Source organism: Lysobacter sp. A421 (genome assembly GCF_054052145.1).
Genome location: NZ_JBSVRL010000003.1, coordinates 272,230 through 292,913 on the forward strand (window position 1 = coordinate 272,230; position 20,684 = coordinate 292,913).

The following is a 20,684-nucleotide window of genomic DNA, read 5'->3' on the forward strand; positions in this document are numbered from 1 at the left end:
GTTGCGGCTTAATCGTCCCGGCCGAGCATCGGCAGCTTCAACCCCTGCTCTTTCGCACACACCTTCGCGATCTCATACCCCGCATCCGCATGCCGCATCACGCCGGTGGCCGGGTCGTTCCACAACACGCGCGCGATGCGCTTGTCGGCGGCCTCGGTGCCGTCGCAGACGATGACGATGCCGCTGTGCTGGCTGTAGCCCATGCCGACGCCACCGCCGTGGTGCAGGCTGACCCAGGTCGCGCCGCCGGCGACGTTGAGCATGGCGTTGAGCAGTGGCCAGTCAGACACGGCGTCGCTGCCGTCCATCATCGACTCGGTCTCGCGGTTGGGGCTGGCGACGGAGCCGCTGTCGAGGTGGTCTCGGCCAATCACGACCGGCGCTTTCAGCTCACCGTTGCGCACCATTTCGTTGAACGCCAGGCCGAGCTTGTCGCGCTGGCCAAGACCCACCCAGCAAATGCGCGCGGGCAAGCCCTGGAACTCGATCCGGTCGCGGGCCATGTCCAGCCAGTTGTGCAGGTGGGCGTCGTCGGGGATCAATTCCTTGACCTTGGCGTCGGTCTTGTAGATGTCTTCGGGGTCGCCGGACAGGGCCACCCAGCGGAACGGGCCGATGCCCTTGCAGAACAGCGGGCGCACGTAGGCGGGGACGAAACCGGGGAAGTCGAAGGCGTTGCTGCAGCCTTCGTCGAACGCCATCTGGCGGATGTTGTTGCCGTAGTCGAAGGTGGGGATACCCATCTTCTCGAACGCGAGCATCGCCTCGACGTGCACGCGCATCGATTGCTTGGCGGCATCGCGGACTTTCTCGGGGTGCTGCTTCTGCCCGGTGAGCCACTGCTCCAGGCTCCAGCCAATCGGCAGATAGCCGTGCACGGGGTCGTGGGCGCTGGTCTGGTCGGTGACGGCGTCGGGACGCACGCCGCGCTCAATCAGCTGCGGCAGGATCTCCGCGGCGTTGCCCAGCAACGCAATCGACTTGGCTTCGCCGGCGGCGGTGTACTTGGCGATGCGGGCCAGCGCGTCATCCAGGTCGCTCGCCTGCTCGTCGACGTAACGGGTCTTCAATCGCATGTCGATGCGGCTCTGCTGGCACTCGATGTTGAGGCTGCAGGCGCCGGCCAGGCTGGCCGCCAGCGGCTGCGCGCCGCCCATGCCGCCCAGGCCGGCGGTCAGGATCCAGCGACCGGTGAGATCGCCGCCGTAATGTTGGCGACCCATCTCGACGAAGGTCTCGTAGGTGCCTTGGACGATGCCCTGGCTGCCGATGTAGATCCAGCTGCCAGCGGTCATCTGGCCGTACATCATCAGGCCCTTCTTATCGAGCTCGTTGAAGTGCTCCCAGGTGGCCCAATGCGGCACCAGGTTGGAGTTGGCGATCAGCACGCGCGGGGCGTCGGCGTGGGTGCGGAAGATGCCGACCGGCTTGCCGGATTGCACCAGCAGGGTCTCGTCGTCTTCGAGGTTCCGCAGCGATTCCAGAATCGCGTCGTACGACTCCCAGTCGCGCGCGGCGCGGCCGATGCCGCCGTATACCACCAGTTCGGTCGGGTTCTCGGCGACCTCCGCGTCCAGGTTGTTCTGCAGCATCCGGTACGGCGCTTCGGTCAGCCACGACTTGCAGTTGAGCTGATTGCCACGCGGGGCACGGATGACACGGCTGGGGTCGACACGCGTGTGAGCAGCGGGGGTGGACATCGGCAACTTCCTGTACGAAGACGGAAAGTCCCATTATCGCACCGCACCCGACAGGCGGCCGGGCGCTGGCGCCGAGTAACGAAGTCCGTTTTTCTGCGTGCCGGGGTCAGCGGATGGCGGGGTCGAGCTTGCGCAGTGCATCGGCAAGATCCACCTCACCGGTGCGGCTCAGGTCGGAGCGGCTATAGACGCGGCCATTGGCATTCACGCAATCCTCCGGCTCCAGCGAGGCGACGCGCTTATGATCCATCTGCTCGTGATCTGCATCTGTGTCATCGGCACGCGCTACGCGCTTCGCACGCTCGGTTCTGCTCTGGACAATATGGCTGCCGGTATAACGCATGCAATTGTGGCGGGCATCACGCTCGCTCACTTCGGCCTGCGCCGCCACGGCTTGAGCGCTGGCAGGGACTGGCTCGCCGGCCTGTGCGACGCAGACCGGCAGGGCGATCAATACACTCAGGGCCAGGATTTTCATAACGTCACCACGAGGTTGCTGGAGGGGCTGAATCAGCCTTTACCCTACGCCCGCCGTGTTGTGTATGCGGTTATGGCACGACCCGTATTCATGGGGTTTTCAGCCTTTCGGCACTTCGAGTTGCAACATCGCGTCGCTAGGATTGACTCATGCATTCGATCAAATCGACGGCACGGACCGTCCTGCTCACTCTTTCTGCCCTGTCACTGGTGGCTTGCGGCACGTTCCCCGGCTCGCAGGCCACGCGTCCCGATGACCCGGCCATCGCTCCGCCAGCCACGGTCGTACTGGTCTCGATCGACGGCTTCCGCGCCGATTACCTGGAGCTGGGCATCACCCCGAACCTGACCCGGCTGGCAGGCGAAGGCGTGCAGGCGGAATGGATGACCCCGTCCTACCCCAGCCTGACCTTCCCGAACCATTACTCCATCGTCACCGGCCTGCGTCCGGATCATCACGGCATTGTCCACAACACCATGCACGACGCCGCGCTGGGGGATTTCAGCCTCGGCAATCGGGAAGCGGTCAGCGATGGACGCTGGTGGGAAGACGGCGAGCCGGTGTGGGTCGCGGCCGAGAACGCCGGGCTGCCGGCGGCAACGTTGTTCTGGCCCGGTAGCGAGGCGGCCATCACCGGCGTCCAGGCGACGCAATGGTTGCCGTTCGACGGGGACCTGGCGATGGACGTGCGCGTTGACACGGTGCTGGGCTGGCTGGCGAAGCCGGCATCCAGCCGGCCCCGTTTTGTCACGCTGTATTTCGAAGCCGTGGACAGCGCCGGCCACGGGCACGGGCCGGACTCGCCGGAAGTGCGTGCAGCGATCAGCGATGTCGACGCGGCGATCGGTCGATTACTGGACGGCCTGGCCGCGCGCGGGCTGGCGTCGCAGGTGAATCTTGTGGTGGTATCCGACCATGGCATGGCTGCGGTGGCACCGGACCATCACGTGGTGATCGAGGACATGGTGGACCCGGACGACGCGAAGATGGTGTCTGCGGGCCAGTCGGTTGGTTTCGCACCATTGCCCGGTCGCACCGCGATGGCCGAGGCCCGGTTGTTGAAGGAGCACGATCATTACCAGTGCTGGCGCAAGGCCGAGCTGCCGGCGCGCTGGCACTACGGCACCCACCCACGGATACCGGCGATCGTGTGCCAGATGGACGAAGGGTGGGATGCGCGTCGACGCGAATGGATCGCCAACCGCCCGCAGACGGACACCCGCGGCTCTCACGGATTCGACCCGGCACTGCCATCGATGCGGGCGATCTTCATCGCCCACGGCCCAGCATTCCGCGAACACGCCAAGGTGCCCGCGTTCGACAACGTCGACGTGTACCCGCTGCTGATGAAGCTGGTCGGGCTGGAGCCGGCGGCAAATGACGGCGATGACGACGCGATGAGCACGTTGAAGGTGGCCGCGCCGGCGCCGAAGTAAACCGATGCGGGGAGGCGGATGTCGCGGCATCATTGATGTCCGAATCCGGCGAGTCTGCGGCCGGTTCCGGTGCTAGCCTGCACCCATGTCCTCGCCCAATGCTGACGCAATTCCCACCGCCATCGCCGAAGCCCCAGGCACGCCTGACGTGCGGGTCTGCGAGCAGGCGCGGCTGAGCCGCGACGCGCGTTTCGACGGACTGTTCTTCACCGCCGTCACCAGCACCGGGATCTATTGCCGCCCGGTATGCCCGGCACCTGTCCCCAAGCGCGAAAACGTGAACTATTACCGCAGTGCCGCGGCGGCGGAATCCGCCGGGTTCCGGCCCTGCCTGCGCTGCCGGCCGGAATTATCCCCCGGTGACGACGGCTGGAACCGTGGCGATGCGACGGTGGCACGCGCGCTCAGACTGATCGAGCAGGGTGCGCTGGCCGATGCGCCGCTGGCGACGCTGGCCGGTCGCGTCGGTCTGGGCGAGCGGCAACTGCGGCGTTTGTTCGTCGAGCATCTGGGCGCCGCGCCGCTTGGGGTACACGCCACCCGGCGGCTGTTGTTCGCCAAACAGCTGTTGACCGAAACCACGCTGCCGGTCACCGAAGTCGCGATGGCGGCTGGGTTCGGCAGTCTGCGCCGCTTCAACACCACGTTCCGCGAGGCTTACCGGATGGCGCCACGCGAGCTGCGCAAGCTTCCGCGTGACAACGACAACCACAATGACAACCAGGTACTGACCTTGCGGCTGGGCTACCGCCCGCCCTACGATTTCGCGTCGATGCTGGCGTTCCTTGGCACCCGCGCGCTGCCCGGCGTGGAAGTGGTCGATGGCAACAGTTATGCACGGGTGATCGCGCCGCCCGACGACACCCCTCTGGCGCCGCCGGGCTGGCTGCGGATCAGCGCCTGGCCGGGTGGCGCCCACGCGCTGCGACTGCAGGTCCACGGCGTCGGTTCGACGCGGCTGCTGTCGATCGTCGCGCGACTGCGGCGGATGTTCGATCTGGACGCCGACCCGCAGACCATTGCCGCCACCTTGTCGGCCGATCCGAAGCTGCGGCCATTGCTGCAAAAACGTCCCGGCCTGCGTCTGCCCAGCGGCTGGGACGGCTTCGAGATCGCGGTGCGCGCGGTGCTCGGCCAGCAGGTCAGCGTGGCCGCGGCACGCACGCTGGCCACGCGATTGGCGCACCGGTACGGGCAGCCGCTGGACGCGCCGTTCGCGCCGGGTCTGGAGCACGTTTTCCCGACCGCCGAAGCATTGGCCGATGCCGACCTGTCTACGATCGGCGTTACCCGTGCACGGGCTGAAACGATCCGCAACCTGGCCCGCGCGCTGCTCGATGGCCGGGTTGACTTCCGCCCCGAACGCACGCTGGAGGATTTCGTCGCACGCTGGGTCGCGTTGCCGGGCATCGGGCCGTGGACCGCGCACTACATCGCGATGCGTGCGCTCGGCCACCCCGATTCGTTCCCCGCCGAGGACCTGATCCTGCGCCGCGTGGCCAGCGATGACGCGACGCCGCTGACCGCCCGCAACCTGCTCGCGCGCGCCGAGGCGTGGCGTCCCTGGCGCGCGTACTCGGTGATCCACCTGTGGCGCGACACCGTGCCCGAACCCGGAGCCCTCCCATGACCACCTACACCACTATCGACAGTCCGGTCGGCCCGCTGCTGCTGGCCGCCGACGACGACGGCCTGCGACTGGTCGAGTTCCAGCAATCGCGCCATCACATCAAGCGCACCGACGATTGGACGGAAGGCGAGCATGCGGTACTCGACGCAACGCATGCGCAACTGGACGAGTACTTCCGCGGCGAACGCGAGCGCTTCGACCTGCCGCTGGCACCGCGTGGCACGGAATTCCAACGTGAAGTCTGGTTCACCCTGGCGACGATTCCCTATGGCGAGACCGTCAGCTATGCGCAACTCGCCGGCCGCGTCGGCCGGCCAACGGCCATGCGTGCCGTCGGCGGCGCCAACGGCCGCAACCCGCTGCCGATCGTGCTGCCCTGCCACCGTGTGATCGGCGCTGACGGCAGCCTGACCGGCTTCGGCGGCGGCCTGCCGACCAAGCAATTCCTGCTTGAGTTGGAGGGGGTGCTGCCACGCGTCGACCTGTTTGCCTCCGCCTGACCCGACTTGTTCGATCGACTTGCTCGACCAGTCGGCTAATTGTCGGCGAGCATCCGCTCGATTTCGCTCCGGCAATGCGAAAGGATGGCGTCGGCATGGAAGTGGCGACCGTTCTCGACCACGCATCGGCCGTCCACCCAGGTCTCGCGCACCAGCGGGCGGTTGCCGGCAAACACCCATCGATCAATCGCGTCCTCGTCCCGGGCACCGATAAATTGCGGCGCGCCGACATCCAGCACCACCGCGTCGGCAAACTCACCCTCGGCCAGGCGACCGATCGCATGGCCGGTCGAGTCGGCGGCGCTGGCGACCGCGCCATGCACCAGGGTTTCACCCACGCTCGGGGACGCGCTGGTCACGGCGATATTGCGCCGCCGGGTGGACAACCTCTGGCCGTACTCCAGCCAGCGCAGTTCCTCGACCGGCGATACCGAGATGTTGGAGTCCGACCCGATGCCCCAACGGCCTCCGGCATCGATGTAGTCGGCCAGCCGGAACAGCCCGTCGCCGAGGTTCGCCTCGGTGGTCGGACACAGTGCAACGGTGGCGCCCGATTCGGCGATGCCGGCCAACTCGGCGTCGTCCAGGTGGGTCGCATGCACCAGGGTCCAGCGCCGGTCGACGCCTGCATGGTCGAGCAGCCATTGCACCGGCCGCGCGCCGCGCACCTGCAGGCACTCATCGACCTCCGCGGTCTGCTCGGCAATATGGATGTGGATGCGGCTGTCACCCGGCAATGCCGCGATGACCTCTTTCATCGCCTGCTCCGGCACCGCGCGCAGGCTGTGCAACGCGCAGCCGACCTTCAGCATGGAGTTCTGCTCGGTACGCAGGGTGTCCAGCAGTCGCAGGTAGCTTTCCACGTCGTGGCCAAACCGCTTCTGCCGTGCGTCGAGTGCGCGTCCGTCAAAGCCACCGGTCATGTACAGCACTGGCAGCAGGGTCATGCGGATGCCCACGTCGTGCGCGGCAGCGATCAACGCATGTGACATCGCCGCAGGGTCCGCATAGGGCTTGCCATCGGGCGCGTGGTGCAGGTAGTGGAACTCGCAAACGGTGGTGTAGCCCGCTTCCAGCATCTCGCTGTACAACTGCGCCGCCACCGCGTGCAGCGCTTCGGGCGTGAAGCGGCCGGCGAAGCGATACATCGCCTCGCGCCAGGTCCAGAACGAGTCGTCAGGGTTGGTCTGACGCTCGGCCATGCCCGCCATCGCGCGCTGGAACGCATGCGAATGCAGGTTGGCAACTCCCGGCAACACGCGCTGGTCGGTGGTACCGCCGTGTTGCCTGCGGGTGATGTGGCCGTGTATGTCGACGTCGAGCTTGACGCCATCCCGCCAACCATCGGGGTGCCAGATCCTGGCGTTTGGAATCGTTCTCATGCCCCGATTGTGGCGCGTCGACACGGATCTGGCGACCGCTGGCGGTCTCTTTACAATGGGGCCATGAGCACACATCACGCGACGCCGCACGCACGCCCCCGCCCCGATCACCACGCCGACTCCGACTCCCGATGGGATGGGCTGATGATTGGCGCCTCGTTGGCGACCTTGATGGGCGACACCGGTTACGGCGAGATCACCGACGGCGCACTGGGTTGGAAGGACGGTCTCATCACCTATGCCGGTGCGCGCAGCGAGCTGCCAGGCGAGCCATCGATGCTGGCCCGGGAGGTCGTCCAGGCCGATGGCTGGATCACCCCCGGCCTGGTCGATTGCCACACCCACCTGGTGTTTGCCGGTGACCGCGCGCGCGAGTTCGAGTTGCGCCTGCAGGGTGCCAGCTATCAGGAGATCGCCCAGGCAGGCGGCGGCATCCTGTCCACCGTGCGCGCGGTGCGAGCGGCTGACGAAGCCGAGCTGCTACGACAATCATTGCCGCGCGCGCGTGCGTTGCTGGCCGATGGCGCGACCACCGTGGAGATCAAGTCCGGCTACGGGCTGGACTTCGACAACGAACGCAAGATGCTGCGGGTCGCCCGGCAGATCGGCGACACCCTGGGCATCACCGTGCGCACCACCTATCTCGCCGCGCATGCATTGCCCCCGGAGTTCGAGGGCCGCGGCGATGACTACATCGACGCGGTGATCGAGTGGATGCCGCAGCTGCACGCCGAGGGACTGGTCGACGCGGTCGATGCATTCTGCGAAGGCATCGGTTTCAACCCGGAACAGACTCGCCGCGTGTTCAAGGCTGCGCGCGCGCTCGGCCTGCCGGTCAAGCTGCACGCCGACCAGCTGAGCGACCTGGGCGGTGCCGGACTGGTGGCCGAGTTCGGTGGCCTGTCGGCCGACCATATCGAACACAGCAGTGACGCCGGCATCCGTGCGATGGCGGATGCCGGGGCAGTCGCAGTGCTGCTGCCGGGCGCGTTCCATGTACTACGCGAAACCACCCTGCCCCCGCTGGATGCCCTTCGCGAACACGGCGTGGCCATGGCCGTCGCCACCGACTGCAACCCCGGCACCTCGCCGCTGATGTCGCTGCGCCAGGCGATGCAGCTGGCCTGTACCCACTTCCGGTTGACACCGGAGCAGGCACTACGCGGCGCCACCGTGCACGCGGCGCGCGCCTTGGGCCTGCACGATCGCGGCGTGCTGGAAGTCGGCGCCCGGGGGGACTTCGTGCAATGGCGGATCAACCATCCTTCCGAGCTGGGCTACTGGCTGGGTGGTGATCTGGCGCAAGCGGTCCATGTCGGCGGGATACGACTGACGTGACCGGCGGACTCGAGTCGCTTTCCAAGCCGCCCGGTTCCCTGTGATCCAAGCCCGCATGTCGTCCCTGATCCCTCCGTGGCACCCCTGGTTTGCCGAATCCGCGATCGTCCTGCGCCGCCGGCTGGCGTCGGTGTGGGTACCAGTAGCGCTGATCGGGTTGGGACTGGGGTTTGCCACCGCGCTGGGCGCCGGCTGGTCCCGCGCCAACGACACCTCTTTTGCCGCCGCAAGCCAGTCTCTGTTGACGCCACTGCTGAACTGGCCGCTGCTGTGCGCATCGATCGTCGGCATCGGCAGCTACGTGCTGGTCAACATGCGACTGCAGGCGGTTGCCGCGCAACTACGCGACGGATGGTGGGCGGCCATGCCCATCGACCCCCGCAGCCGGGTGATTACGCTGTGCATCGTCGCCGGCACCGTTACGGCCTTCTACTTGCTGGCTCTTGCGTTGGCCGTGGGCGCGCTCAGCGCGCTGGGTGCGCATGGCGATATCGGCTTCGTCAGCTGCAGCGCCGCACTGGCGGCCATCGTTGGCGCCGCGGCGGCGCTGGTCGTAGTGCTACGTCGACCACGCGCGGCCATTGCCGGGTTCGTTCACGTCCATGTCCGTACCCGCCGGGCATTTTTCAACACCGAGTGGTTGCAGGACCGTCAGTTGCCACACCTGTCCGACTGGCAGCGGCGCGAGGTGCGGCTCCGCTGGCGGACCGGCGCAAGCGCGATGCCGGTATGCGCGGCATTGCTGTTGCTCCCCGTGGGAGGATCACCGCTGGTCCTGTTGGGACTGCTGGTATTCGCGTTATCCGCCACCTGGCTTGGACTGGTGCTGCGTGCATCGGTTCGGATTGCGGCGTCGGCCGGCACCTTGTTGCGCGCAACCCCCGCAGGTCCATCGCGCCAACGTCGCGCGACGCGGCGTTATCCACTGTTCGCCTGTGCGTGTGCGTCGACATGCGGCGTGCTGGTTTCCGGGGCAGCGCACTCGTGGGCCTTGCTGGTCGGCTGGTCGGTGTTGGTCGTATTGGTGGCCATTCCCGCGCTACCGGCGGCGTGGCGATTGTTCCTGGATTCGAGAATCCATACACGATGACTCCATACACGATGACAAGCACGCCCTCCGACCGGTCGCAGGCCCTGCAGCTCAATCGGCTGTACTTTGGTTACCATCCGCGCCAGCCAGTCCTGCACGACATCAACCTGCAGCTTCCATGCGGCGAGTTCGTGGCCTTGATTGGCCCCAATGGCTCGGGCAAGAGCACCTTGCTGCAATGTCTGGTCGGCGCGCAGGCACCGACTACCGGCCAGGTGCTGGTCGACGGCATCGACATGGCCCTTGACCCTCGACGTGCGAAGTCGCGGCTCGGCTTCGCGGTCGACCCGACCCTTCTGCCGACGTTATTGACCGGCCGCGAAGCCCTGCGGCTGTTCTCCGGTGCGCGTGGACTGGACGGCATTCCGGTCGCAAGCATGCTGCTCGCCGACGCACTCAAGCTATCGCCGGTGCTCGACCGTCCCATTGGTCAGTACTCGCTGGGAACCCGGCAGAAGCTCGGCATCACCCTGGGCCTGCTCGGCGAACCGCCCTTGCTGGTGCTGGATGAACCGCTGAACGGACTGGACCCGCCAAGTGCTTGGACACTCAAGCTGCACCTGCAAAAGCTGACCCGCGAACACGGTACGACCGTACTGCTGGCAACTCACTCACTGGATGTCGCCGAGCGTTTCATCGACCGCGCCGTGCTGCTGGTGGACGGCCGTCTGCATTGCGATTGGGACGGTCACGCCTTGGCGGCAATCCGCAACGATCCGGCCCAGTCCCTGGAGCAGGCGATGGTGGCGGCACTTGCATGAGCCCCCGCCAGCCACTACCCAGCCATGAAAAAGCCCCGCAATGCGGGGCTTTTCAGTCACAACGGCAATACGCCGATGCTTATTGGCTTGATACACGGTCACCGCCGTCATTCAGTCCCGCAGCGTCTCCGGCGTGACCGACCCGGTGACCTTGCCTTCGGCATCCAGGAATTCGATCGAGGCGCCGCCGTTCGGCGCCACCTTCAGGCGCAGTCGAGTATTGCCAGACGCGTCCATGAGGTTAAGCACCGACTCCTGGTCACCATTGCGGCCCGCGAACAGGCGGTTGGCACCGTAGTAATTGTCGGCTCGACGCTCGTTCATCAGCGCCTCGCGCTCGGCCTCGGGCATTGCGTCCAGCATCGCGCGCGCCTTGATGTCTTGCAGGAGCGGGCGGTCGGGACGATCGCTCACGGTCAATCCGCTGCGCCGGCGTCCACCCGATTCGATGTTGTTGAGCGTGACTACCTGGTCCTGTTCGTACTGGTCCATGCTCAGGTGGACACCGTGACTGACCTCGCCATCGGCGTCCTTGCTTCCCGCAAAGACCAGTCCACCGTTCTCGGTGCCTTCATCGTTGAAGAACAGCATTCCGGCGACCTCGCGCTCATGCGGATACTGTTTTCCATCAATGAACAGCCCCGGGAACCGGTCCATATTCGAGATCGTCATTCGCAGCGTTCCATCGGGTTCGCGCACGTTGATGCGCTGCACGTCGATCACGTCGAACTTCTCGCTGCGGATCGAAGTGGCACCGCTGAGCACGATGGCACCGAAGGCTACGGTGAGTACACCGGAATAGATGGCGAGGTACTTCTGGCTGGCATTCGACATGGGGTCTGCGTTCCGTTTGACGTCCACCGAACCTAACCCCTCGGTGTCCGTGGCTTCCCGTGTATATCGTCATGGGTCCGGTGCCGTGCCATGAAAAAGCCCCGCAATGCGGGGCTTTTCAGTCACAACGGCAATACGCCGATGCTTACTCCTTGGAGACGGTCTTCTTGGCCACGACTTTCTTCGTTGCGGCCTTGCTGACAGCCTTGCTGGCAGCGGACTTCTTCACCACTGGCGCGGCGGCGGTGCCGGTGGCCTTGGTTACGGCCGAGCGGGAGTTGCCGTAGCTGGAGTTGAAGCGCTTGCCCTTGGCGGTTTTACGGTCGCCCTTGCCCATGATGTTGCTCCCGGATGTATAGATGGAAAACTAGCGATAAACCCGCCCATGAGGCGCGGGCGCCGGCGTGGAGCACCAGGGCCGCACGTGGCGCGGGAAGCTGCGTAGGGTAACACGCCGATTATCGCCAGCGAACCGTCAATGCGCGCAGCTGGCGTCGTGGACGTGACCGTGGTTCAGCCGCAGATTGGCCACATGTGCCAACCCGACCAGGGTACCGCCAAAGGTCATTGCGATCGCGTGCGGGACCAGGCTGTGGTGCAGCGGCGCGTACAACACCGCCAGCCACAGCACCAGCAAGCCGGGGATCAACAACCCCAACGCACGGACGACGCCATGGCGTCGATAACCCTGGATCAGGCTGAACAGCCCCAACAATGTTGCAAAGACCACGAATGCCTGTTCAAAGCGGTCGTTGCCCATGCTGATCAGCCCCAACGCGGGCAACAAGGCGATCACCACAGGCAACAGTGCGCAATGGATGGCACACAGGATTGAGCCGTAAGCGCCGAGGCGATCGAGAATGCGGCGGGTTTGTGGAGACATGGGGACCGTGACCTATGGGGGATGAGTTCGTATTGTTATAATATAACATTACGGATCCCCGTCCACGCCACTGTAGCCGATTCTTATGCCCAAACGCTCATTTCCTCGTCATTTGCCACTGGTTGCCGCACTGGCCATCGCCCTGCCAGCGTTCGCCGCCGAGCCGCCAAGCGTGCCCGCCCACGACCACCAGCCGACCGACCTGACCGCCGTGAAAGTGCGCGCCAACCTGCTGCCCGCCACTGCCGAGGATCTGGTTCACCCCGTGGAGATATTGGCCGGTGAGCGACTCGATGCCGCCAAGGCCAACTCTTTGGGGGAAACGGTGAATAAGCTCCCAGGCGTGCAGTCGTCCTACTTTGGGCCCGGCGTCGGCCGGCCGATCATCCGCGGCTTCGATGGCGCCCGGGTCCAGGTCCTCAGTGATGGGCTTGGCGCTGGCGATGTGTCGACCCTCAGTGCCGATCATGCCGTCAGTATCGAGCCATTCCTCGCCGAGCAGATCGAAGTCCTGAAAGGCCCTTCCACCCTGCTTTACGGTAGCGGCGCCATCGGCGGGGCGGTCAATGTGATCGACGGCCGCATCCCCGAAACGGTCACCACCGCACCGCTGCAGGGCCGCGCCGAACTGCGCGCCGGCAGCGTCAACGACGAGAAGACCGGGATGCTGCGGCTGGATGGCACGTCGGCATCGGGAAATCTGGTGTTTCATGTCGACGCGCTGCATCGCGAGACCGGCGACTACGACATTCCCGGTTTCCCCGAAAGTGCGCGCCATCTCGCCGAGGAAGGCGAAATCCCGGACCCGTCCACTGCCGGCACCCTGCCCAACAGCGCCGTACGTACTGACAGCGGCGCATTGGGCGTGTCATGGATCGGTGAGCGCGGCTTCATCGGTATCGGCCACTCGTTGTTCAACACGCGCTACGGCGTGCCGGGCCATTCCCATGGTGGCGATGACGGTCATGACCACGCGCATGACGGGGATGAGCACGGCGAAGATGCCGTCCGCATCGTCATGGACCAGCGCCGCTCGGAGCTGCGTGCCGGCCTGGACGACGTCGGCGTGTTCGAGTCGTTGCGGCTGAAGTTCGCCGATACCGAGTACACCCATACCGAATTCGAAGGCCACGATGTCGGCACGGTATTCGACAACACCAGCAAGGAAGCACGCCTGGAGGTGGTACACAAGCCATGGGGCGCATGGCGTGGCGCGTTCGGAGTGCAGCTGTCGGAGCGCGACTTCAACGCGGTAGGCGCGGAGGCATTCGTGCCGGCCACCGAGGGTCGCGACACCGGGCTGTTCTGGATCGGCGAGCGCAACTTCGGCCCGGTCAAGCTGGAGCTTGGTGCCCGCCACGACCGCAACCGGATTGATTCCGCCGCGCAGGCCCTGGCGCCGCAACGGCACACCTCTCGTAAGTTCGAGGCCCAAAGCGCGTCGGCGGCGGTGAAGTGGGAGGTCAACGACGCGTTCCACCTGTCGCTGGGCCTGGATCGCGCGCAACGCGTACCAACCGCCGAGGAGCTCTACTCCAACGGCTTGCACGTGGCGACCGGCACGATCGAGATCGGCGATCACAACCTGGAGGTGGAAACCGCGAACCGGCTCGAGCTCGGCTTCCGCTGGCACGGCGAACGCGTGCAGTTGGGCATGGCCGCCTACACAATCAAGTACGACGACTTCATCTACCTGACCACGCTGGAGTCGCTACGCGATCCGGGCACGACGCTGACCGATGGCGGCACCACCGTCCACCTGTGGAACCAGGCCAATGCGCGCTTCCACGGCATGGAGGCCGAAGCGACGATCATGCTGGCCGACAACGTCAGCGGTGCGTGGGACCTTCGCGTGTTTGGTGACATCGTGCGTGGCGAGTTGGACGAGGGCGGCAGCCGCGACGTCGATCTGCGCGTATTCCACGGCGAGCACGCCCATGGGCACTCCGCCCGGATCGCACTGGACGGCAACCTGCCGCGCATCGCCCCGGCCCGCGTCGGCAGCGAGCTTCGCTGGGACCAAGGACCGTGGCGCGCCTCCGTGGGTGCCGTGCGTTACATGAAGCAGGACCACGTGGCGGCGGATGAAACCGTCACGCCGGGCTACACCCTGGTCGACGCGCACCTGGCCTGGCACGTGGACACCGCGCATGGCAACGCATGGGAGATCTTCCTGGACGGCAGCAACCTGCTCGACGAGGAAGCACGCCCGCACACCTCGTTCCTGAAGGACCTGTCACCGCTGCCCGGCCGAGGCATCGCGTTTGGCGTGCGCGCGTTCTTCTGAACGCAGCTACGCCGCTTCCCTGGCGCATTGGGCGCACAGACCGTGGACTTCCAGGGTCTGTGCGCGGGGCAGGAAGCCCAGGGCACGGGCGCGCTTCTCCAATGCCTCCACGATGGAATCGTCTTCCAACTCGGTGGCGGACTGGCACGTGTCGCAGATCAGGAATGGCACCGCGTGCTGCTCACCGCCGGGGTGGTGGCAGCCGACGAACGCGTTGATCGAGGACAGCTTGTGGATGAAGCCGTGCTCGAGCAAGAAATCCAACGCACGATAGACCGTCGGCGGTGCGGCGGCGTCATGGGTCACCTTCATCTGGTCGAGCAGCTCGTAGGCCTTCATGGGCCGGCCGGCGTCGGCGATCAGGCGCAACGCGCTGGCCCGCAGCGGCGTCAAACGCAGGTTGCGTTGCTCGCAGACACGCTCGACTTCGCGCACGAAGGCATCGCCATCGTGGACGTGGTGTTTCGGATCGGTGCAGGCGTGGGCGCGGGTCATGGCCAGGACCTCATATGACCTTTCGTTGTTGCATGATCTAGGTCTCGACCGCCACTTTATCAAGGGCCGCATCGATCCGCTTCAGCGCCTCGACCTGTCCCGCCAGGTACACGGTGTGCGAGATATCCGGGCTGACCTGGGTGCCGGTGATCGCCACCCGTAGCGGCTGGGCAACCTTGCCCATGCCCAGCTCCAATGCGGCAGCGGTCTCGTGCAGGGCGACGCCAACATTGTCGGCGGTCCATTCCGGCAACGCGGCGAGCCGCTCACGCGCACCGGCAAGCGGTGCACGTGCCGCCGGCTTGAGGTGTTTGGCGACTGCGGCTTCGTCGTATTCGAGCAGCGGACCAAACCAGACCGCGGCGCGCTCGGCCATCTCCTTCAGGGTTTGCACGCGGTCACGCAGGGCCACCACGATATCGGCCGCCGCTGGCCCTTTGTCCAGGTCGAACCCCTGTCGTTGCAGGTGCCATTGCAGGTGCTTGCCGACGGCCACCGGATCGTCGCTCTTGAGGTATTGCTGGTTGAGCCAGCCCAGCTTGGCCGGATCCAGCCGTGCGGGCTTGGAGTGGACATCCTTGAGATCGAACAGCGATTTCATCTCATCGATCGAGAAGATCTCCTGGTCGCCGTGCGACCAACCCAGCCGCGCCAGATAGTTGAGCAACGCGTGCGGCAGGTAGCCGGCGTCGCGATACTCGATGACATCCGCCGCGCCGGTGCGCTTGGACAGCTTGGCGCCTTCCGGATCCAGGATCATCGGCAGGTGCGCGAAGTGCGGCACGGTCGCACCCAGGGCCTGGTAGATGTTGATCTGGCGCGGGGTGTTGTTGACGTGGTCGTCGCCGCGCACGACATCGGTGATGCCCATGTCGAGATCGTCGACCACCACGGCGAAGTTGTAGGTCGCGTAACCGTCCGGACGGAAGATCACCAGGTCATCCAACTCGGTGTTGCTGATCTCGATCCGGCCCTTGACCTTGTCATCCCAGGCGACCACGCCATCGCGCGGATTCCTGAAGCGGATTACCCGGTTGGGATCCTCGCGGTACCCCGCGTCCTGGTCGCGGTAGGCGCCGTTGTAGCGCGGCTTCTCGTTGGCAGCGACCAGGGCCTCGCGCATGGCCTCCAGCTCGGCCTTGGTCTCGTAGGCGTAATACGCATGACCGGAGGCGACCAGTTGTTCGGCCACCTCGCGGTAACGCTCCAGCCGATGGGTCTGGTAGATCGGGCCTTCATCAAAATCCAGTCCCAGCCACTGCATCGCTTGCAGGATCGCGTCGATTGCCTCCTGGGTGCTGCGCTCGCGATCGGTGTCCTCGATCCGCAAAATGAACTCGCCACCGCGACGACGCGCCTCCAGCCAGCAGTACAACGCAGTACGTGCCCCGCCGATGTGCAGGTAACCAGTCGGGCTGGGGGCGAAGCGGGTGCGGCAGCTCATGCGGGGCAACTCCAGGGGGAAGTCCGTCGATTTTAGCCGCTGCTGCTGCCGACCGTGCGGGACGGACGGTTTCGCCCCCTACAATGCCGCAATGACCACGCTCTTCATCTCCGATCTCCACCTCGACGCCGAGCGACCGCAGATCACCGATCTGTTCGGCCGGTTCCTGCGCGAGGAAGCCGCCGGCGCGGACGCGCTGTATATCCTTGGCGACCTGTTTGAAGCGTGGGTCGGTGACGACGATCCGTCCGAAACCGGTGCCTTCGTCGCCCGCGAGCTGCACGCGGTGAGCGCGGCGGGAACGCCGGTGGCGTTCATGCATGGCAATCGCGATTTCCTGCTTGGCAACGACTATGCCCGTCGCGCCGGGATGAGGATCCTGCCCGACCCCAGCGTGGTGGTGCTGTACGGCCGCCCCACCCTGCTGCTGCATGGCGACACCCTGTGCACCGATGATCTCGCCTACCAGCAGTTCCGCGCCCAGACCCGCAACCCGGCGTGGCAGGCGCAATTCCTGTCCCAGCCTTTGCCCGCCCGCCTGGCATTCGCGCAGCAGGCGCGAGCGGCCAGCAAGGCGCACCAGTCAGGGCTTAAGTCGGAAGGGACGATGGAGACCATCACCGACGTCGCGCCGGCGACGGTCGCGGAAACCTTCGCCCGCTTCGGCATCGACACGATGATCCACGGCCACACTCATCGGCCGGCGGTGCACTCAAGTGGGGTTGCCGGCCGCGCCTGCGAGCGGATCGTGCTGGGCGACTGGTATGAACAAGGCTCGGTGCTGCGCGTGACCCGCGAAGGCCACGCGCTGGAATCGCTGGGATAACCCGAATCGGGACACTGGACACAGTGCTACGAAACCAGGGATACGAACCAGGACCGATGCCTCAGCGCAATGGGACGACATCGGCGTCACGGGTCATTCGGAAGTCGCGCCTGCGCAGCCGGTCATTTCCATGCCGTCGTAGCGGAACGTGGACGTGTATTCGAACATCTCACCCGACATCGAGTCCTGGCACTGCCCGCCCGTGACGTCCAGGACGAAGGCCTTACCACCGTCGATGCCGTTGAAGGTGACTCCTGCGGCGTGGTCACTGCGCTCGGCCGTCAGTCGCTTGCCCGGCTGCATCTCGGGCGTGGTGTAAGTCAGGGTGTCGCCATCGACCTTTACCGACCAGAATGGCTCGTTGCCATGTGCGTGCAACCGGGTGATCGGCTGGTCTGGTTCATTCACCGCCGGCGCGTCGATGGCGGCATCCGCGGAGCTGACGGCGACCGGCGTGGTGTCCGTCGGGGTCGGCGATTGAGGTTGGCAGGCCAGCAGGGCGGCCGCCGTGCAGGCGGAGATCGACAGCAACAACAGCGGGCGAATCTTAATCATGGAGGGTTTCCGTTGGTCAGCCAGAGCGACCCCGGAAACTAGCAGGTCCCGATCAACGCCCAGTGACTGCGGCCCGGTTTTCCACCGCGTCCAGCAACATCGCCAACTCTTCCTCGTCAAATCCCGCCTCGCTGCGCGCCTGCAGGTTGAACGGCCCGTACAGGACATCGCGGGCATATTCACTCAGCAGCTGGCGGAACTTCGGTGCCGGTGCGACTCCGGCGCGCGCGCAATACCAGCGGAACCAGCGCGAGCCGGCGGCCACGTGGGCGACCTCTTCGCGCAGGATCACCTCCAGGATGGCAACGGTGGCGTGGTCACCCAGCCCGCGCAGCTTGTCGATCATGCCCGGGGTCACGTCCAGCCCCCGCGCCTCCAGCACCCGCGGCACCAACGCCATCCGGGTCAGGCCGTCATGCGCGGTCTTCACTGCCATTTCCCACAAGCCGTTGTGGGCGTCGAAGTCGCCGTAGTCGTAACCCAGCTCCTGCAGGCGATTGCGCAGCAGCGTGAAATGCCGCGCCTCGTCCACCGCCACGCCGACCCAGTCCGCGTAGAACGCCGGCGGCAGTCCGCGGAACCGATACACCGCGTCCCATGCCAGATCGATGGCATTGAACTCGATGTGCGCGATGGCATGGATGAATGCCGCGCGCCCCGCGTCCGTGCCGAAGCCGCGTTTGGGCAACTGGCGCGGCGACACCAGCGCCGGCCGCACCGGGCGTCCGGGCATGCCGATCGGCATTGGCGGCGGCGGCGATGACGGAATCAGCAACGTCCCACACCGAAAGGCTTCGCCTGCCGCCACGGTCGCGGCGACCTTGTCGTGCGCCGTGGCCGCATCCAGGCAGCCACGCGCCGCCTGGAACAGGTCGTGCGAGGCCACGCTAGCGGTCACGAAGCCCGGCGCGTGGTCTTCGCCTCATCCGAGCGCAGGCGTTTGACCCGCTCGAAATAGTCGGCCTCGGTGCCGGTCACGTAGTCGCCGTCGAAGCACGAGGAGTCGAAATTTTCCAGCCGGTGCTTCGGCCCCGAAACCGCGTCCTCAAGATCGGCCAGGTCCTGGTAAATCAACCAGTCACAGCCCAGCAGTTTTTGGATCTCGTCCTCGGAGCGCTGATGGGCGATCAGCTCCTCGCGAGTCGGCATGTCGATGCCGTAGATATTGGGGTGGCGCACCGGCGGCGCTGCCGAAGCCAGGTAGACCTTGCGCGCACCCGCGTCCCGCGCCATCTGGACGATCTGGCGCGAGGTGGTACCACGCACGATCGAATCGTCGACCAGCAACACAACCCGGTTGCGGAACTCCAGCGGGATCGGGTTGAGCTTGCGGCGCACCGACCTGGCACGCTGCTCCTGACCCGGCATGATGAAGGTACGGCCGACGTAACGGTTCTTGATGAAGCCTTCGCGGTACTTCACCCCCATCACGTTGGCCACTTCCAACGCCGCGTCACGGGAGGAATCGGGGATCGGTATTACCGTGTCGATGTCATGGTCCGGTCGCAGGCGCAGGATCTTCTCGCCCAGCTTCTGGCCCATCCGCATCCGTGCCTTGTGCACCGAAATGTCGTCGATCATCGAGTCGGGCCGGGCGAAATACACGTACTCGAAGATGCACGGCGTATGCACGCCGGGGGCCACGCATTGACGGGCATGCAGTGCGCCGTCAGCGGTGATCACCACCGCTTCGCCGGGCAACACGTCGCGCACCCGCTGGAAACCGGTCAGGTCGAACGCCACCGACTCGGACGCCACCGCGTACTCATCGCCATTGACGCCGGTGCGTTTGCCCAGCACCAGTGGCCGGATGCCGTTGGGGTCGCGGAAGGCCACCAGCCCCAAGCCCAGCACGACCGCGACCACCGCGTATCCACCGACGCAACGCCGGTACACCCCGGTGACCGCCTTGAACGCGGTTTCCGGTGAGGGCGCCTCGCCGTTACCCAGCTCATGCGCAAACACGTTCAACAACACTTCCGAGTCGGACTCGGTGTTGACGTTGCGGCGGTCCTGCTGGAAGACCTCCCGGCGCAGGTCATCGGCATTGATCAGGTTGCCGTTATGCGCCAGCGCGATGCCATAAGGGGAATTGACGTAGAAAGGCTGGGCTTCGTCATCCCCCTCGCTTCCCGCGGTCGGGTAGCGGCAATGGCCGATGCCGACGTGACCGACCAGGCGTCGCATCGAGACGTCGTCGAGCACGTCGCTGACCAGCCCGCTGCCCTTGCGCAACCGAAGGTGCCGGCCATCGGCGACGGCGATGCCGGCCGCGTCCTGGCCACGATGCTGGAGCACCATCAGTCCGTCGTAAAGCTGAGCCGCGACGTCGTTGTGGCCGACGATTCCGATAATGCCGCACATGGCTGTGAGTCCTGGTTGCTGGGGTTTTGTTGCGAAAGACAGAAGTTCTGGCGAGAGCGAAAGGTTGCCCTGAATTATCCCGGGTCGTCCGCCGGTCCAGGCAAGACCGGCGTTGGCAGCGCCGGCAGTGCCTGCATCCGGTCCGGGGAAATCAATGCCGGCGCGTCCGAGTCGCCGCGCAGGTCCACCTGGCTGGCGACCCATTGCGGCAACCAGGCCTGCATCATTTGCGCGCCCGGCACGAACACCGGCACCAGCTGGGAATCCTGCCACGACTTCTCGCGGGGCAACTCGGTCAGCCCGAGCAGCAGCAGCAGCGCGCAAGCGATAAACGCCCCGCGCGCGATGCCCAGCAGCAGGCCCAGCATCCGGTCCGGTCCCGACAGGCCGACGGAATGGATCATTTTGCGCACCGCCCAGCCCACCAGTCCAACCACCAGCAACACCACGATGAACGCCAGCGCATAGCCGGCAAACAAGTGGCCAGCGCCTGGTTCACCATCGCGAGCCAACATCAACGCGACTTGCGCGCCGAACTGGAATGCCGCCCAACCCGCCAGCACCCACGCCGCCAGCGACGCCAATACGCCAATCAGGCCCCGCATCAGGCCCAATAGCGCGGACACGCCAACAATTGCCAGCAACACCCAGTCGATTGGACTCATCGCAGCAACCACTCAG

Annotated in this window: 20 protein-coding genes; 8 read left to right on the forward strand and 12 right to left on the reverse strand. The window is 65.8% G+C overall.

Annotated features, from left to right (window positions below):
* Nucleotides 1-8: 8 nt before the first annotated feature.
* Together hutU and ACW7G6_RS11075 are read right to left on the reverse strand one after the other, a co-directional pair.
* Nucleotides 9-1,700 (reverse strand): urocanate hydratase, encoded by a 1,692-nt coding sequence (hutU, locus tag ACW7G6_RS11070; RefSeq protein WP_456998256.1) that lies wholly within the window; start codon nt 1,698-1,700, stop codon nt 9-11.
* A 106-nt stretch (nt 1,701-1,806) separates the two neighbouring features.
* A complete protein-coding gene (locus tag ACW7G6_RS11075) occupies nt 1,807-2,178 on the reverse strand; it encodes a hypothetical protein (protein WP_456978530.1) in 372 nt (123 codons plus the stop codon).
* Nucleotides 2,179-2,327: 149 nt separating this feature from the next.
* Between ACW7G6_RS11075 and ACW7G6_RS11080 the strand changes: the two genes are divergently transcribed.
* From ACW7G6_RS11080 to ACW7G6_RS11090, 3 genes are all read left to right on the forward strand, one after another.
* Nucleotides 2,328-3,614 carry an alkaline phosphatase family protein gene (locus tag ACW7G6_RS11080; protein ID WP_456998257.1) on the forward strand — a complete coding sequence of 429 codons (1,287 nt, stop codon included), beginning with the start codon at nt 2,328-2,330 and terminating at the stop codon, nt 3,612-3,614.
* An 85-nt stretch (nt 3,615-3,699) separates the two neighbouring features.
* Nucleotides 3,700-5,244: an AlkA N-terminal domain-containing protein gene (locus ACW7G6_RS11085; RefSeq protein ID WP_456998258.1), complete on the forward strand. Its 1,545-nt coding sequence runs from the start codon at nt 3,700-3,702 to the stop codon at nt 5,242-5,244.
* Nucleotides 5,241-5,744 (forward strand): methylated-DNA--[protein]-cysteine S-methyltransferase, encoded by a 504-nt coding sequence (locus ACW7G6_RS11090; RefSeq protein WP_456978526.1) that lies wholly within the window; start codon nt 5,241-5,243, stop codon nt 5,742-5,744. The genes ACW7G6_RS11085 and ACW7G6_RS11090 overlap by 4 nt, the downstream gene beginning before the upstream one ends.
* A gap of 35 nt (nt 5,745-5,779) precedes the next feature.
* Here ACW7G6_RS11090 and ACW7G6_RS11095 read toward each other — a convergent pair whose 3' ends face one another.
* Nucleotides 5,780-7,126, reverse strand: coding sequence for a formimidoylglutamate deiminase (locus ACW7G6_RS11095; RefSeq protein ID WP_456978525.1), 1,347 nt, complete (start codon nt 7,124-7,126; stop codon nt 5,780-5,782).
* Nucleotides 7,127-7,270: 144 nt separating this feature from the next.
* On the opposite strand from ACW7G6_RS11095, the gene hutI reads away from it, so the two are divergent.
* The 3 genes from hutI to ACW7G6_RS11110 are packed head-to-tail and all read left to right on the forward strand — an operon-like array spanning nt 7,271 to nt 10,315.
* Nucleotides 7,271-8,464 (forward strand): imidazolonepropionase, encoded by a 1,194-nt coding sequence (gene hutI, locus ACW7G6_RS11100; protein ID WP_456998285.1) that lies wholly within the window; start codon nt 7,271-7,273, stop codon nt 8,462-8,464.
* A 55-nt stretch (nt 8,465-8,519) separates the two neighbouring features.
* Nucleotides 8,520-9,554, forward strand: coding sequence for a hypothetical protein (locus ACW7G6_RS11105; RefSeq protein ID WP_456978524.1), 1,035 nt, complete (start codon nt 8,520-8,522; stop codon nt 9,552-9,554).
* Nucleotides 9,555-9,565: 11 nt separating this feature from the next.
* Nucleotides 9,566-10,315 carry an ABC transporter ATP-binding protein gene (locus tag ACW7G6_RS11110; protein WP_456978522.1) on the forward strand — a complete coding sequence of 250 codons (750 nt, stop codon included), beginning with the start codon at nt 9,566-9,568 and terminating at the stop codon, nt 10,313-10,315.
* Between the two features lie 111 nt (nt 10,316-10,426).
* On the opposite strand, the gene ACW7G6_RS11115 is transcribed toward ACW7G6_RS11110, so the two are convergent.
* The 3 genes from ACW7G6_RS11115 to ACW7G6_RS11125 form a co-directional block, all read right to left on the reverse strand.
* Nucleotides 10,427-11,149 carry a hypothetical protein gene (locus ACW7G6_RS11115; protein WP_456978521.1) on the reverse strand — a complete coding sequence of 241 codons (723 nt, stop codon included), beginning with the start codon at nt 11,147-11,149 and terminating at the stop codon, nt 10,427-10,429.
* A gap of 145 nt (nt 11,150-11,294) precedes the next feature.
* Entirely contained in the window at nt 11,295-11,486 is a 192-nt protein-coding gene (locus ACW7G6_RS11120) for a 30S ribosomal protein THX (RefSeq protein ID WP_456962183.1), read from the reverse strand.
* 138 nt (nt 11,487-11,624) lie between these two features.
* Entirely contained in the window at nt 11,625-12,032 is a 408-nt protein-coding gene (locus ACW7G6_RS11125) for a MerC domain-containing protein (RefSeq protein WP_456978520.1), read from the reverse strand.
* Between the two features lie 85 nt (nt 12,033-12,117).
* Between ACW7G6_RS11125 and ACW7G6_RS11130 the strand changes: the two genes are divergently transcribed.
* Complete coding sequence (locus ACW7G6_RS11130; protein WP_456998259.1) at nt 12,118-14,319, forward strand: TonB-dependent receptor domain-containing protein; 2,202 nt, start codon at nt 12,118-12,120, stop codon at nt 14,317-14,319.
* A 6-nt stretch (nt 14,320-14,325) separates the two neighbouring features.
* On the opposite strand, the gene ACW7G6_RS11135 is transcribed toward ACW7G6_RS11130, so the two are convergent.
* Nucleotides 14,326-14,814 (reverse strand): transcriptional repressor, encoded by a 489-nt coding sequence (locus ACW7G6_RS11135; protein WP_456998260.1) that lies wholly within the window; start codon nt 14,812-14,814, stop codon nt 14,326-14,328.
* A gap of 37 nt (nt 14,815-14,851) precedes the next feature.
* Complete coding sequence (gltX, locus tag ACW7G6_RS11140) at nt 14,852-16,258, reverse strand: glutamate--tRNA ligase (RefSeq protein ID WP_456998261.1); 1,407 nt, start codon at nt 16,256-16,258, stop codon at nt 14,852-14,854.
* A gap of 91 nt (nt 16,259-16,349) precedes the next feature.
* Here gltX and lpxH point away from each other — a divergent pair, with 91 nt between their 5' ends.
* Nucleotides 16,350-17,084, forward strand: coding sequence for a UDP-2,3-diacylglucosamine diphosphatase (gene lpxH, locus ACW7G6_RS11145; protein WP_456998262.1), 735 nt, complete (start codon nt 16,350-16,352; stop codon nt 17,082-17,084).
* A 93-nt stretch (nt 17,085-17,177) separates the two neighbouring features.
* On the opposite strand, the gene ACW7G6_RS11150 is transcribed toward lpxH, so the two are convergent.
* The 4 genes from ACW7G6_RS11150 to ACW7G6_RS11165 form a co-directional block, all read right to left on the reverse strand.
* A complete protein-coding gene (locus ACW7G6_RS11150; RefSeq protein WP_456998263.1) occupies nt 17,178-17,639 on the reverse strand; it encodes a COG3650 family protein in 462 nt (153 codons plus the stop codon).
* Nucleotides 17,640-17,691: 52 nt separating this feature from the next.
* Nucleotides 17,692-18,537: a ferritin-like domain-containing protein gene (locus ACW7G6_RS11155; RefSeq protein ID WP_456998264.1), complete on the reverse strand. Its 846-nt coding sequence runs from the start codon at nt 18,535-18,537 to the stop codon at nt 17,692-17,694.
* Nucleotides 18,534-20,003 carry an amidophosphoribosyltransferase gene (purF, locus tag ACW7G6_RS11160; RefSeq protein WP_456978513.1) on the reverse strand — a complete coding sequence of 490 codons (1,470 nt, stop codon included), beginning with the start codon at nt 20,001-20,003 and terminating at the stop codon, nt 18,534-18,536. The genes ACW7G6_RS11155 and purF overlap by 4 nt, the downstream gene beginning before the upstream one ends.
* A gap of 74 nt (nt 20,004-20,077) precedes the next feature.
* Entirely contained in the window at nt 20,078-20,668 is a 591-nt protein-coding gene (locus ACW7G6_RS11165) for a CvpA family protein (protein WP_456978512.1), read from the reverse strand.
* Between the last annotated feature and the right edge of the window lie 16 nt (nt 20,669-20,684).

What these genes read in the sequence shown, in the direction of transcription:
- ACW7G6_RS11090 (WP_456978526.1), top strand. Translation starts at nt 5,241, where the DNA reads ATGACCACCTACACCACTATCGACAGTCCGGTCGGCCCGCTGCTGCTG.
- ACW7G6_RS11150 (WP_456998263.1), bottom strand. Translation starts at nt 17,639, where the DNA reads ATGATTAAGATTCGCCCGCTGTTGTTGCTGTCGATCTCCGCCTGCACG.
- ACW7G6_RS11165 (WP_456978512.1), bottom strand. Translation starts at nt 20,668, where the DNA reads ATGAGTCCAATCGACTGGGTGTTGCTGGCAATTGTTGGCGTGTCCGCG.
- hutI (WP_456998285.1), top strand. Translation starts at nt 7,271, where the DNA reads ATGATTGGCGCCTCGTTGGCGACCTTGATGGGCGACACCGGTTACGGC.
- ACW7G6_RS11105 (WP_456978524.1), top strand. Translation starts at nt 8,520, where the DNA reads ATGTCGTCCCTGATCCCTCCGTGGCACCCCTGGTTTGCCGAATCCGCG.
- ACW7G6_RS11075 (WP_456978530.1), bottom strand. Translation starts at nt 2,178, where the DNA reads ATGAAAATCCTGGCCCTGAGTGTATTGATCGCCCTGCCGGTCTGCGTC.
- gltX (WP_456998261.1), bottom strand. Translation starts at nt 16,258, where the DNA reads ATGAGCTGCCGCACCCGCTTCGCCCCCAGCCCGACTGGTTACCTGCAC.
- ACW7G6_RS11095 (WP_456978525.1), bottom strand. Translation starts at nt 7,126, where the DNA reads ATGAGAACGATTCCAAACGCCAGGATCTGGCACCCCGATGGTTGGCGG.
- ACW7G6_RS11110 (WP_456978522.1), top strand. Translation starts at nt 9,566, where the DNA reads ATGACAAGCACGCCCTCCGACCGGTCGCAGGCCCTGCAGCTCAATCGG.
- hutU (WP_456998256.1), bottom strand. Translation starts at nt 1,700, where the DNA reads ATGTCCACCCCCGCTGCTCACACGCGTGTCGACCCCAGCCGTGTCATC.
- lpxH (WP_456998262.1), top strand. Translation starts at nt 16,350, where the DNA reads ATGACCACGCTCTTCATCTCCGATCTCCACCTCGACGCCGAGCGACCG.
- ACW7G6_RS11135 (WP_456998260.1), bottom strand. Translation starts at nt 14,814, where the DNA reads ATGACCCGCGCCCACGCCTGCACCGATCCGAAACACCACGTCCACGAT.
- ACW7G6_RS11115 (WP_456978521.1), bottom strand. Translation starts at nt 11,149, where the DNA reads ATGTCGAATGCCAGCCAGAAGTACCTCGCCATCTATTCCGGTGTACTC.
- ACW7G6_RS11120 (WP_456962183.1), bottom strand. Translation starts at nt 11,486, where the DNA reads ATGGGCAAGGGCGACCGTAAAACCGCCAAGGGCAAGCGCTTCAACTCC.
- ACW7G6_RS11085 (WP_456998258.1), top strand. Translation starts at nt 3,700, where the DNA reads ATGTCCTCGCCCAATGCTGACGCAATTCCCACCGCCATCGCCGAAGCC.
- ACW7G6_RS11080 (WP_456998257.1), top strand. Translation starts at nt 2,328, where the DNA reads ATGCATTCGATCAAATCGACGGCACGGACCGTCCTGCTCACTCTTTCT.
- ACW7G6_RS11125 (WP_456978520.1), bottom strand. Translation starts at nt 12,032, where the DNA reads ATGTCTCCACAAACCCGCCGCATTCTCGATCGCCTCGGCGCTTACGGC.
- purF (WP_456978513.1), bottom strand. Translation starts at nt 20,003, where the DNA reads ATGTGCGGCATTATCGGAATCGTCGGCCACAACGACGTCGCGGCTCAG.
- ACW7G6_RS11130 (WP_456998259.1), top strand. Translation starts at nt 12,118, where the DNA reads ATGCCCAAACGCTCATTTCCTCGTCATTTGCCACTGGTTGCCGCACTG.